The sequence below is a fragment of the Peribacillus sp. TH27 genome, from assembly GCF_016650915.1.
Taxonomy (GTDB): Bacteria; Bacillota; Bacilli; order Bacillales; family DSM-1321; genus Peribacillus; species Peribacillus butanolivorans.
Genome location: NZ_JAEKEV010000002.1, coordinates 859,387 through 872,674, shown reverse-complemented (window position 1 = coordinate 872,674; position 13,288 = coordinate 859,387). Strand labels below are relative to the sequence as shown.

The window sequence follows — 13,288 nt, the reverse complement described above, 5'->3', positions numbered from 1 at the left end:
CCTCAAGTCACAGGGGCTTTATGTCAATAAGGGATTAGAAACATCGATGGTTCCTGAGTTTTTTTGGCCACCATCCTTGTTAAACTGAAAGTAACTCTAAAAAGTGAGGTAACGAAAATCATGAGTTCCTATACTCCCTATTTTGAATTCAATCGAAAAAAGTGGGCATCTTTACGAAATCATACTCCTCTTCCTTTAACTGAAGAAGAATTAGATAACTTAAAAGGAATAAATGAAGAAATATCTATTCAGGAAGTAGAAGAGATTTATTTGCCCTTGACTCGTTTAATTAATTTATATGTCGAAGCTTATCAGCAACTTAACACAGCTACTTCTTCATTTCTAAAAAATAATGCTAAAAAAGCCCCTTATATTATTGGAATTGCAGGAAGTGTTGCTGTAGGAAAGAGTACAACAGCAAGGTTACTTCAGACATTATTATCTAGATGGGATAACCATAGAAATGTAGGTCTAGTCACAACAGATGGTTTTTTGTACGCAAATGAGATTTTAGTAGAAAAAGGAATGATGAAAAGAAAAGGGTTTCCTGAAAGTTATGATACACAAAAATTAATTAATCTTATCGGAGATGTAAAAGCTGGAAAAAATAAAGTGGAAGTTCCAATCTACTCACATTTGACGTACGATATTTTGCCGAATGAAGTACAAACTATCAGTAATCCAGATATTTTAATAGTGGAAGGTGTTAATGTTCTTCAAGTTGACAAAGAAAATCAAGTATTTGTCAGTGACTTTTTTGATTTTTCACTTTATGTTGATGCAGAGATACATGACATAGAAAGGTGGTATGTTGAAAGGTTTCTTCTACTTCAAGAGACAGCATTTCAAAGTCCCGAATCCTATTTTCATCGGTACATTAACTTGTCTAAAGAAAATGCTATTAAACAAGCGACTCAAATTTGGGAAGAAATTAATTTGAAAAATTTACATGAAAATATACTACCGACAAAAGGACGTGCCAATCTAGTTTTAAAAAAAGGATCAGATCATAAAGCTGAAAATATCTATTTACGAAGATAATATAATTTAAAACTTTTTAAAAAAATAAATATATCTAATTCAACGAACAGGTGCGTTAGCGCCATAAGAAGGCCGCCAATTGGCGGCCTTTTGAAAGTATGTTTCTTAGTATTATAGAGCAATCAAATGTCTAATATAAATTAGGACGTAAAGGTTCCAAGAAAACTAATCAGTATCAGCTAATACCTGTAAAGTCTTTTCTCTAATATTTATCCTGTTTTTATAATCTTTTGCTACTAACTCTGTATATATTAAATCAAAAAGTAATAAGAGCGGAAGTAAGGGAGAAATATTCTGTCCCATATGCATGCTACTTTTACTGGTTACTAATAATGATAAGTCACCCAGCTGTGAAAGCTCAGAATTTTTATCACCTGTAAAAACTAATATGAGTGAGCCTTGTTTCTTTGCAATTTTAACAGCACGAATGACTTCTTTTGTTGCTCCGGAAATGGAAATGCCAATGACAACACTATTCTGGTTACTTAAAGCCGCATCCATCATTGCCTGGTGAGTATCCGTAACAGCCTCAACATGTAAACCAATTCGGAAAAACTTGGATTTAAACTCCTGGGCGGCTATACCCGAACTCCCTATTCCATAGACATGTATCTTATCTGCCTGAGTAAGGAAAGATACCGCTTTCTGGATATCGTCATAAGTAGCTATACGAAAGGTGTTGTCAATGATTCCTAAGTGATCTTGGTACAGTTTAGCGAAATAATCTACCTGCTTAATGTTTTTCATGCTTATCGGTGTATTTTGCAGATCAACGAACCTTTTTAACTCATGTCTAAACTCATTAAATCCTGAAAAAGCTAGTTTCTGGCAAAAACGCGTAATGGTTGCTGGCGAAATGTGAAGATTTTTAGCAATTTGACTTATTGTCAACTGGCTAACTTCATCAGGGCGTTGAAGAATATATTTGGCTAATTCTTCTTCTGTTTTTGTGAATTTGCTCATACTGCACTCGATTCCATATATGAGATTTTCTGCTAGATATTCCATTTGACCACCCATTTCAGGTTGAATTTCTTAAATGTATGCTTTCTTTAGTATAGTTTAATGTAACCATTAAGAACGTCTATAACCGATAGTTTTAAATAAAGTTGCAGCTACAACAATATTAATCGAGAAAAAGACCCAAACTGCTGATAGTCTGAGTCTTTTTCATTCTTTTGTTATGTTCGGTGCACATCTACAAAGTTTCTATTTTTGCATAGCATCTACAAATCTTTTTGTGATTTGCTGTGGCCTGGTAATAGCGCCACCTACTACTACTGCATGGACATTCATATCTAATATAGAACGAGCAATTTCTGGTGTTATGACATTTCCCTCTGCAATAACTTTTGCATTTTTCACTGCTTTTATTATCTCTTTGAGCACAGCGTAGTCATCTTGATAAATTTTCTGTCCCATTGTTTCATTTGTATAGCCGTAGAGTGTAGGTGCTACAATATCAAATCCTAAATGGTCAGCGTATACAGCCTCATCTATGGTCGATACATCAGCCATTAACAGAACATCTGGATATTTTGCTCTTATATCACAATAAAACTGCTCTAAAGTTTTACCGTTCGGTCTTATTCGAGCAGTAGCATCCGTCGCAATGATTTCCGCTTTAGTTTCCATTAAAGCATCAATTTCGACCATGGTCGGAGTAATATAGACATCGTTTTGTCCATACACCTGTTTAATGATCCCTATGACTGGAAGGTCCACATTTTTCTTGATTTCCATTATGTCAGCTACAGAGTTTGCGCGAATGCACGTTGCACCGCCTTCTTTGGCAGCAATGGCCATGCGTCCCATAATAAAAGAGCTGTGCAGCGGCTCATTCTCCAATGCTTGACATGATACAATTAAGCCTTTGTGAATTTTATCCAGCACCTGTTGCATGTTTAACACGTCCTTATCGTTATCTATGTTCTTAATGACCCAAGTATTCTTCCACTTCATTTTTGATGATCGTTACTTGGGGACCGTATACTATTTGAATACCATTTCCTTTTTTCACGATACCTTTTGAACCAGTTTGCATAATTAAGTCATCTTTTACCAATAATTCATCCTTTACAGTGACACGTAGACGGGTTGCGCAGCAATCGACTATATCGATATTTTCCTGTCCGCCTAATCCATTAACGATGGTCTGGGTTCTCTCTGATGCCGTTACTTGTGTAACTGCGACCTGTTCATCATCTTCACGGCCGACCACTTTCAAATTTTTCTTCCTGATCAAGAATTTAAAAGTGAAGTAGTATAGGAAAAACCACGGAATGCCGACTAGAAGTACATAAATCCAGTTTGTTTTACTGATGCCCTGGAGTATCCCGAATAAAGTAAAATCAATAAATCCTCCAGAAAAGGTTTGACCGATCGTTATATTGAATATATCTGCCATCATGAAGGCAAGTCCGTCAAACAAGGCATGAAAAACATAAAGGATCGGGGCGACAAATAAGAAACTGAATTCAAGCGGTTCGGTGATGCCTGTTAAGAATGATGTTAAGGCAGCTGAAAGAAGCAAGCCGGCCACGACTTTCTTATTTTTAGGTTTAGCGCAATGATAAATGGCCAATGCCGCGCCGGGTAAACCAAACATCATCGTGATGAACCTTCCGGACATGAACCGGGAAACACCCTCATAGTACTTGACGGTAGTTGGGTCGGCCAATTGCGCAAAGAAGATATTCTGGGTCCCGCTGACAATCTGCCCTTTAATCTCCATCGTTCCGCCTAAAGCTGTTTGCCAGAAGGGAAGGTAGAAAATATGGTGCAACCCTAACGGCCCGAGCATCCGTAATATGAATCCGTAAAAGAAAGTCCCAATCGTACCTGTGCTCGTTACCAGCGCACCTAATTGGTTTATGAAAAGTTGGAAATAAGGCCATACGATAAAAAGCATGGCTCCAACCAAGATGGACGCGAAGGAAACGATGATGGGAATGAAACGGGAACCACCGAAAAATCCTAACACTTGCGGAAGCTGAATTTTATTATATTTATTGTGCAAAAGTGCGGCAACGATACCTACTACGATACCGCCAAACACACCAGTCTCCAGTGTTTGGATTCCGACCGCCATTCCCTGTCCGGCACCTGCCAAATTCTCTTTGGCAAGTTCCCCGTTTATTTGAAGCAGTGCATTTATGGAACTGTTCATGACGAAATAGCCAATCATGGCTGCCAGTGCAGCGGTCCCTTTATCCGAACGTGCCAATCCTACTGCAACACCTACGGCAAAAATGACCGGCAAGTTACCGAATACGATGCTTCCTGCAGAACTCATGATCGTGAAAATGGCCTGCAGCCAGGCAAAGTCTAAAAAAGGATAGGCCTCAACTGTATTTGGATTAGAAAGAGCACCGCCAATTCCCAGCAATAAACCGGCCGCTGGCAAAACGGCAATCGGGAGCATAAAAGATTTACCGAACTGCTGCGCTTTCTCAAAAGCTTTCTTCATAAAAATTCCTCCCTCATTTAACGAGCCTATAATGTTCTCTATATTTTGATTCTCTATTAATAAGGGGTATCTCTTCCCTATAGCTATATATTAAATCCCTATAAAAGCGTTTTCAATACGAAGCAAGAGATATCAATTGTTTTCACCTAGGAGCTGATTTTTTTGAAAAAGTTTTCAAAAAAAAATAATCTCTGAAAATCTGATTGCAAAAAAAGTATTTCCTATTAGCTGGTTTAGGTCAAGAAGACATACAAAGGACTAAATTAATTTCCTTTTTCTTTTGTTTAACTATCAAAATTAATGTTTAAATGAGCCTAAATAAAAAGATCCTCTCATGGTGTATTGCGGTTGTGATTGCTGTCTTAAATCTTTTCACAATGTTTTTTGATAAGAGGTCTCTTTAAAAAAAGCAACTTGTATGAGTGATACTAGTTGCTTTTACTATTTTACGGACAGAAATAAGGCTAATTTGTAATAAAGTTTTTAATTTCAAATAAAAGATATCTTCACAATAGTTATTATTCATTTTTGTGACAGAACCATATTTTTTACCTTATGCAAAATTTATGGTATAAGAAAAACCTTTTAGGATAAACTAATGCTAAAAACAAGAAGTTTAGTAAAGAGAGTGTGTGCATGAATTATATTTACAGTTTAGCGTGCTTGTTCTTAGGATTATTTCTGATAAACCTGATTTTTTCTTATCAAAGTAAACACATTGATTCAGCTTTTTGGGAAACACTCAAGTTCCATCTTCGTGTCTTACCTTTATTTTTAACTGCTAATATGCTGATAGGTTATGGAGTAAAGTTTGGATTTAAAGCTATACATAACCTGACATATGTCTTAGTTACTTCTAAGGGGATAGAAATTTTAATCGCATTGATAATGGGGTACATATTTTTAAAGGAAGTGCCTACTTGGAAAACTTTATTGGGATTTTCGATTATTGTAGTTGGATTAATTGTCTCAAAAATAAAGTAGGGACAGTTCAATCCTGGTGCAAAATCTAATGACTATTAATGTTCAAGATGATTTTCATCATGAAGTATTAATTTTGAATAAGTTTGACTCATATACTTTGTTAACAATGAGATGGTACCTGCGGTGCAACTTGAGCTTTCTTAATGTAGTGGAGATGAGGGGAAGAACGTGGCTTATCGATGGCTCATACAACGATTTATGCGTTGGGTCATCAATATTGATTGACATTAGGTGAAGGAATACAGCGTCATCTTAATACAACAAATGACTCCTGGAGAGTGGATGAAAAGTATATCAAACTAAAAGGTCAATGGATGTAAATCAACATGGAGGAATAGCCACTAGACTCTTGAAGAGTCATTTAATCATGCAAGGCCAATCTTAATCGGTTGATAAGGTTCTCGTAAGACTAAAAGATGTTTAATTCCCAAGGGAGTCACCGACTTATTGAAACTGAAGAAATGAGGCATAGTTAGTATTGCAATGCTCAAAAGTATTAATGGTCAAATTGAATTGGGTTAGTTGAAGAAGCCAAAGCTTTTTTTCATTACCATTACTTATCAATATTTCGAGTGATCATAAAAATATTAATATATTGCTAGAATTGGAACAATATACAATTGATTACACTAGAAAAAATGGGGGGGAATATGAGTTTTTTACTAAAAAAAGTAATGTACTAATGGGTGCTTTACTTCACTGAGAGAGTGGCTGAGGCAACCTATTTTTATGCAATTAACGGGGCGGTTTAGTGGAAAAAGGGATTTTTTTTCCCTTTGACGAATATATAACTTTGAAGGCTCAAAAAGGAAGGTGTTACTACGATAGTGGTACGCCTTTTTTAGTTAATCGAAACGATTGCTTAAGTTTAAGAAAAGGGGTTATAACATAACAATGCCTGCTTCTTATTGTGCTAACCGGATAGTTACGAGGATGGGAATGAGGGGGATTTATGGACTTAAGGAAAGCTACTTTGAGCTTTGGGAGAGTCAATTGTGTTGATGGAAGTAAGTTAACAACTGAGTCTGCAACTTCAAAAAATGTTGATGATGTAACACTCCATGCCGAGGCAGGATCATTTGTGAATTATGGTGGCTTTCATGGAGATATCACTTGTACAAACATAGTCAGCAGGCTTCGGGCCGCCGGTTGTGTTTTCGCCGAAGATGAGGCCCGGTTGCTCCTCTCCGCGGAACGGACTCCAGCCGACCTTGCCGCCATGGTTGACAGCCGAGCCGCCGGTTTGCCCCTCGAACACGTCATTGGCTGGGCGGAGTTCTGCGGACTGCGAATAGCGGTGGACCCTGGAGTTTTCGTACCCCGTCAACGCACCAAATTTCTCGTCCGACAGGCCGCCGACATCGCCCGACCAGGAGCCATCGTGGTTGACCTGTGCTGTGGATCGGGCGCGGTGGGCGCCGCGGTGGCCGCTGCACTGGAACGAATCGAGTTGTACGCCACCGACATCGACCCGGCGGCGGTGCGGTGCGCCCGCCGCAACGTCACTGTCGCAGGTGGTTACGTGTACGAAGGTGACCTCTACGAGTCGTTGCCCTCCACACTTAGGGGGCGCGTCGACGTTTTGGTCGCCAACGCACCCTACGTACCCACCGAGGTGATCGGACTGCTCCCCCCGGAGGCCCGCATACACGAGGCACGGGTGGCGCTCGACGGGGGAGAGGACGGGCTTGACGTCCAGCGACGGGTGGCGAACGCGGCCCCAATCTGGCTGGCACCGGGTGGCCACCTGCTGGTCGAGACTAGCGAGCGACAGGCGCCGAAGACCGTCGAGATTTTCACTCGCAACGGGCTGGTACCGAAAGTGGCCAGATTCGACGAACTGGACGCCACCGTCGTCATCGGAACCAAGCCCGACCTTCAGAGCAGTTCGGACGGCTAGCACTGTCTGCAAATGAGAGTGATGTTTGCTTGATAGCCTGTGATGGAAGTCAAAAATATGGCCCAATAAAAAAGTCGCGTAAATAATATAAAGGTTCATGTCATAGTTCGAAGTTAAAATAGGACTAATCGAACAAGTGCTTTACCTTTATTTGAGAGGGTTGCTGAGGCAACCTTTTTTGTATGCAACAAACCGGGCAGTTAAATTTAACAAGGGTCCTGAAAGAAATTATAAGCCTTAATATCTGATGTCGTATTAAGGTGGATGCAGTTGCAGCTACGCTACCCCTATAAGGTTATATCACCACCGGCCTACATAACAACTGTAGGCAAATCTTTTTTCATTTAGAAAAAATATGGCATAGTTAAAGGTTAAGGTTGATATAAAAAAAGATAAAATATAAACTCGTTGATTGATATGGATGGTCGTTTCCCATGCATTTATTTGAATTGTGAAGTGTTTAAAGGGCCCTTTGGGTATCTATGTTAAAGTGAATATGAGATATGTAATTTTAGGAGGAAGAAAATGAAAATTCCTTATTGGGGTCTAGCTTTACAAATAATATTTGTTCTATCAATAACAATCTTTAATTCCTTTAGAGTAATTATTATGGAGCATTATTCTGTGTATCCAGTAGCACTATTTGAACTATTTATAGGTGTTATAAGTATCCTATGTGGTATGTATGGGATTATTAAAAAGATTAAGCCATTCCTTTCTTTATTCATTATTATTTTCGGTCTTTTAATTTGTTTCTTTTTCACTTTTGTTTATCTTTTACCTGAAGCTGGTACCCCCCACCGATCCCTTGGCTTTATTCTGAATAAGATTTCTATCGGACTAGCGAGTGGCCTAGTAAAAAATCAGACAGTAAAACAAATAAGCTTGGAGATACTTTTCCAAGTTATTTTTATTGGGAATAATATTATAAATTCATCATTGAGGTGTTCTTTATAAAAATTCTTGTTCCCTTTTGTCTCTTCAGTAATTCCATTTATCATTATTTTAAATAGCACCTACATTTGAACCTATAAATCAACCCTTTCCTTTAACATAGCCAAAAATATACGATGGATCTTCTATATCCCCGGTTAGTGGTGATTGAGGAAATAGGGTTGTTACAGTCATTGATGTGGCAAATAGAAATGTTTTCTCCAATATCACACGATTAACGTATGATATGGATAATTTATCAATAAGGGCCCAGGTCTATTAATGAACTGAATGTACAAAAATATGTATCCTCTAGTGGAACGAATAGAGAAAGACCAAATAAATAACTGATTGCTCAAAAAAATCGTATTTCGGTCCATTAACAGACATTTACTTTTAATAGTTAGATAGTTAATGTTATAAGTAACATTAACTATCTAACTATTCAGTATATTTTGAAAAAAGCAGGAGGATGAATGAATACAAAAGTATTAGTTATCGGCCCTATGGATTTAGTAGAACTAGTAGTCACTATCGGCCAATCATACTCCGCTATTACCATGTTACCTGCTCCTTACAATCATGAACAGGAAACATTAGATGTGATAAAAAAAAGAGCCGACGAAGCGGATGTTTTATTATTTGCAGGCACTATCCCTTATCAGATAGCTAAAAACCAAAACATTACTAAGCCAATGGTTTTTATTCCATCAACAGGAACATCTTTGTATCGTACTCTTTTTAAAATTATTACTGAAACTGAGTTTAACCCAATCAAAGCACCATTGAGGATTAGTATAGATACATTGCCGAATAGAGAAGTAAAAGAGTGTCTAGAGGATTTAGAGATATATCCAGAAAAGATTTTTCTGAATACCGATCAAAAAGCTGAGGAAATGGTTCAATTTCATTATGAACTGTGGAGTAACAATCAAACTCAAGTAGCCATTACTTGTGTTAAATCCGTATATGAATCGTTAAAAGGGCTAGGGGTGCTAGTATTCAGGGTTCTCCCTACTAAGTCTGCTATTCGAACCAGCCTGAATAATGTTCTTTTAGAAGGGAAGGCCTTGCTCCAAAGCGATACCCAAATTGCGATTGGAATACTGCATTTTAATAATTTGCTTTCGTCTTTACATAAGCCATTATCAGAGTATGGAGAACAGCGTAAAAAGGCTGTACTACAAAATCTTCTTATAGATTTTTGTGAAGAAGCTCAAGCTATTTTTGATTGGTCAGAACGGGATGAGGTGCGATTTATAACCACTCGCGGTGCAATTGAGAGGACGACCCAAAAATATAAAAAAGCTCCGTTATTAGATGAGATAGCCATGAAAATTGATATAGAGACCACCATCGGAATTGGATTTGGACATACTGCAAACGAAGCAGAAGTGAGTGCTCGTAAAGCACTTACGAAGGCAAAAGTGAATAAACCCAGTTGCTTTGTGGTTGACATGGATGAAACAGTTTATGGGCCTGTTGGAAAAGATGGAAGATTGAAATATTCCTTACGGAGTGATGACCCACATCTAATGGACTTAGCAAAAAAAGCTGGACTCAGTATTGCAACCATCAATAAATTACTTTCCTTTTGTGAGTGCTTCGGCAGTAAATGCATCACGGCAAATGATCTTGCTAACGGTCTAGGTTTGACCATTAGGAGCGCAAGGAGAATTCTTAATACACTTGAAAATACTAATTTAGCTGTCATTGTTGGTGAGGAACAGCCTATACACCGCGGTAGACCGCGACAGCTTTATGAATTTCAATTTTTTATGGAGTCTGTTAGATAGAGTTTTTTTTACTATTGAAGAAAGGGGTTATTTTATGAGGATAGCAATCGGTCAGTTGGCCCATGAAACGAATACGTTTTCTCGAGTAAGAACGACTGTCGACTTATTTAAAATATGGGAATGGACCCAAGGAAAGGAACTTCTCGAAAGGCATACTGGTGTCCTAGATTATTTGGGTGGGATGATTGACCGGGGAGAAGAGCTTGGGATTGAAATTGTGCCGACCTTCGCAGCCATGGCCAATCCTTCAGGAACGATAACACAGGAAGCATTTCAAATTGCAAAAAATCTATTAATATCTAGCATAATGAATTCTGGCAAACTTGATGGTATTTGTCTGTTTCTTCATGGAGCCGGAGTAGCTGAAGGAATTGACGATATTGAAGGTGAGATTTTATCGGAATTAAGAAGCGTTGTGGGTTCCGAAATCCCTATCGTAGCTGCATTGGATTTGCATGGTAATATTACCGAAACCATGGTTAAAGAAGCAGATGCACTACTCGGCAATATAGATTACCCTCATACGGATTCCTATGAAAGGGGGATTGAAGCGATTGATGTAACAGCTTGTATTATTCAAGGGAAAGTCAACCCAGAAATGGCCTTAACTAAATTACCATTACTTATTCCTACTACAACTTCTTACTATTCTCCAATTAATGAAATCAATGACTGGTGCCAAGAATGGGAAAGTCATCCTGAGGTGCTTGATTGTACTGTATTTCACGGCTTTCCATATTCAGATATTCCACATGCAGGTGTTTCGGTTATTACCATTACGAATAATGAACCCTCTTTAGCACAGAAAATTTCAGATGATATAGCTGCTAGAATTTTTGAGAAAAAAGATGAATTTTTTCCTATCTTGCTTTCACCAAATAAAGCAATTTCATATGCTTCCACTCGGAATGAAATGCCCATCGTCATTAACGAAGCTTCCGATAACCCTGGTGCAGGTACACCAGGTGATGGCACCTTTTTATTGAAGGAAATGATTGAAGCAAACATTCCAAATAGTTGCTTTGGATTTATTTTTGATCCAGGAGTAGCGGAAATAGCCCATAAAGAAGGTGTGGGTTCCCTGATTCAAGTGGAATTAGGAGGTAAAACAGATACATTACACGGGAAACCTCTAAAAATATTAGCCTATGTAAAAAGTCTGTCTGATGGCAAGTTTATTCAATCCTCACCGATGTGGAATGGTAGCAAAGTAAACTTGGGGAGAAGTGCAAGATTATCGGTCGGAAAAGTGGATATCATCGTATGTTCTGTAAATTCACAGACATTTGATGAACAAATATTCCTCCTTCATGGAATAGATGTTGAAAAATCAAGTATTGTTGGTTTGAAATCAGCTCACCATTTCCGAGCAGCCTTCATGCCTATTGCTAAAGAAATTATAACGGTTGACTCGCCTGGGTTAAGCAGTGTCAAGTTATCAACCTTTGACTACAAGAATATAAGCAGACCTATATACCCTTTTGATTCTATAAGAAATCATCTATTAGTCTAACTAAACTTATAAAGGATGTGGCAAAATGCTAGACGTGATAATAAAAAATGGAAGAGTTTATGATGGAACAGGAAACCCATGGACGAAAACGGATATTGGAATCAAGGATGGGAAAATTGCTTTTATAGGAAATTTAGGCAGAGAACAAGCTGTACAAACTATCGATGCTAAAGGATTGGCGGTTTCACCAGGATTTATTGATCCTCATGTCCATTCTGATTTACTATGCACCGTTCCTGAAGTTCATAAAATAAAGGCACTTCAAGGTGTGACTACAGAATTATTTGGACAGGATGGTATTTCTGTCGCTCCTGTATCAGAAGAAACAAAGCCGTTATGGCAAAAGCAATTAAGCGGACTAAATGGCGATATAGGGGAATGGCCATGGAATAGCATTGATGAATATTTTTCATTTCTCGAAAAGTCAAAAATGGTAGGCAACGCTGCTTACCTGGTACCTCATGGAGCTGTCCGTTCCTTGGTCATGGGATTTGAGAATAGAACCGCTACTAAACAAGAATTGAAAAAAATGCGTTCGTTAGTCGAGGAAGGAATGCGTATGGGAGCAGTAGGGTTGTCCTCCGGATTGGTATATCCCCCAAATATTTTCTCGAATAAGGAAGAATTAATTGAAATATGTAAGGGTACCGCCAAATATGACGGCTGTTTCGTTGTCCATATTCGCAATGAAAGCATTCATTCTTTGTCAGCTTTGGATGAAGTCATAGATGTCTCCAGACAATCCGATGTAAGACTTCATATTTCCCATTTTAAGATAATAGGCCAGGGAAATCGGGATAAATTTAAGAAAGCACTAGACAAGATGGACGCCGCAAGACAGGAAGGAATTGAAATTACCTTTGATCAATATCCATATTCAGCTGCTTCAACCGTTTTTCATGCCATTCTTCCACCTTGGATGCACTCAGGAGGAACGGAAGAGACGCTGATTCGATTGGGTATTCCTGAAGTCCGAAAAAGAATATCCAATGAATTTAAAACTAACACAGAGTACGAAAACTGGGTTTTAAATTGTGGTTGGAAAAATATCATTATTACATCCGTTCAAACGGCTTCGAATAAATGCTTTGAAGGTAAGAATATGATTGAAATTGCAGAAATCAGGCAGCAGTCCCCTGAAGATGCCGCATTTGATATTCTGATTGAGGAAAAAGGAAATGTAGCCATGGTTATTCATTGGGGCTTTGCGGATGATGTTCTGTTGGGTATGTGTCATCCACTGCAAATGGTAGGATCAGATGGAATTTTTGGTGGCAAGCCGCATCCTCGATTATATGGGACATTTCCGAGAGTATTAGGCAAGTACGTAAGAGAAGATGGAGCTTTGACGCTTGAACAAGCAATTCGTCGAATGACAGGTGCACCTGCGCAGCTCATGAGATTGAAGGATAGGGGATTAATAAAAATGGGATATCAGGCAGATATTGTTATATTTGATCCCGAAAAAATTAAAGATCGGGCTACATTTGATGATCCGCTATTAGAGCCTGAAGGCATACTTATGGTTTATATAAACGGAAAATTAACCGTTCATCATGGGAGATACACAGGTGCACGAGATGGGCATGTAATTAGAGCAGTCCGACATTCAAAAATAGATTTAGTTGGAAAAATGTAATTTTTTATAAATA

Annotated in this window: 10 protein-coding genes and 1 pseudogene; 8 read left to right on the top strand and 3 right to left on the bottom strand. The window is 38.4% G+C overall.

Going from position 1 to position 13,288, the window contains the following annotated elements:
* Positions 1-120 precede the first annotated feature (120 nt).
* Complete coding sequence (gene coaA / locus JFU24_RS05525; protein WP_201224870.1) at positions 121-1,041, top strand: type I pantothenate kinase; 921 nt, start codon at positions 121-123, stop codon at positions 1,039-1,041.
* A 165-nt stretch (positions 1,042-1,206) separates the two neighbouring features.
* Here the strand turns inward: coaA and JFU24_RS05520 are convergent, their stop codons facing one another.
* The 3 genes from JFU24_RS05520 to JFU24_RS05510 form a co-directional block, all read right to left on the bottom strand.
* A complete protein-coding gene (locus JFU24_RS05520; protein ID WP_053345613.1) occupies positions 1,207-2,049 on the bottom strand; it encodes a MurR/RpiR family transcriptional regulator in 843 nt (280 codons plus the stop codon).
* 201 nt (positions 2,050-2,250) lie between these two features.
* Positions 2,251-2,943, bottom strand: a complete 693-nt coding sequence (locus JFU24_RS05515; RefSeq protein ID WP_201225202.1) for an N-acetylmannosamine-6-phosphate 2-epimerase — start codon at positions 2,941-2,943, stop codon at positions 2,251-2,253.
* Positions 2,944-2,974: 31 nt separating this feature from the next.
* Positions 2,975-4,510: a maltose/glucose-specific PTS transporter subunit IIC gene (locus JFU24_RS05510; RefSeq protein WP_201181022.1), complete on the bottom strand. Its 1,536-nt coding sequence runs from the start codon at positions 4,508-4,510 to the stop codon at positions 2,975-2,977.
* Positions 4,511-5,146: 636 nt separating this feature from the next.
* Here JFU24_RS05510 and JFU24_RS05505 point away from each other — a divergent pair.
* The 7 genes and pseudogenes from JFU24_RS05505 to JFU24_RS05480 all read left to right on the top strand — a co-directional run bounded on the left by JFU24_RS05505 (position 5,147) and on the right by JFU24_RS05480 (position 13,275).
* Positions 5,147-5,494, top strand: coding sequence for a hypothetical protein (locus JFU24_RS05505; protein ID WP_201181021.1), 348 nt, complete (start codon positions 5,147-5,149; stop codon positions 5,492-5,494).
* Between the two features lie 106 nt (positions 5,495-5,600).
* Positions 5,601-5,811, top strand: a pseudogene (locus tag JFU24_RS30125) (IS6 family transposase); the annotation flags it as partial.
* A gap of 764 nt (positions 5,812-6,575) precedes the next feature.
* On the top strand, positions 6,576-7,394 hold the full coding sequence (locus JFU24_RS05500; protein ID WP_397444181.1) for a putative protein N(5)-glutamine methyltransferase: 819 nt from the start codon (positions 6,576-6,578) through the stop codon (positions 7,392-7,394).
* Positions 7,395-7,919: 525 nt separating this feature from the next.
* Positions 7,920-8,351 carry a hypothetical protein gene (locus JFU24_RS05495; RefSeq protein ID WP_242485285.1) on the top strand — a complete coding sequence of 144 codons (432 nt, stop codon included), beginning with the start codon at positions 7,920-7,922 and terminating at the stop codon, positions 8,349-8,351.
* A 452-nt stretch (positions 8,352-8,803) separates the two neighbouring features.
* A complete protein-coding gene (locus tag JFU24_RS05490; RefSeq protein ID WP_201249691.1) occupies positions 8,804-10,123 on the top strand; it encodes a transcriptional regulator in 1,320 nt (439 codons plus the stop codon).
* Between the two features lie 34 nt (positions 10,124-10,157).
* Positions 10,158-11,636, top strand: coding sequence for a M81 family metallopeptidase (locus tag JFU24_RS05485; RefSeq protein ID WP_201249690.1), 1,479 nt, complete (start codon positions 10,158-10,160; stop codon positions 11,634-11,636).
* Between the two features lie 25 nt (positions 11,637-11,661).
* The gene (locus JFU24_RS05480) at positions 11,662-13,275 is read left to right on the top strand and encodes an N-acyl-D-amino-acid deacylase family protein (RefSeq protein WP_201249689.1); all 1,614 of its coding nucleotides are present in this window, start codon (positions 11,662-11,664) and stop codon (positions 13,273-13,275) included.
* Positions 13,276-13,288: the final 13 nt, after the last annotated feature.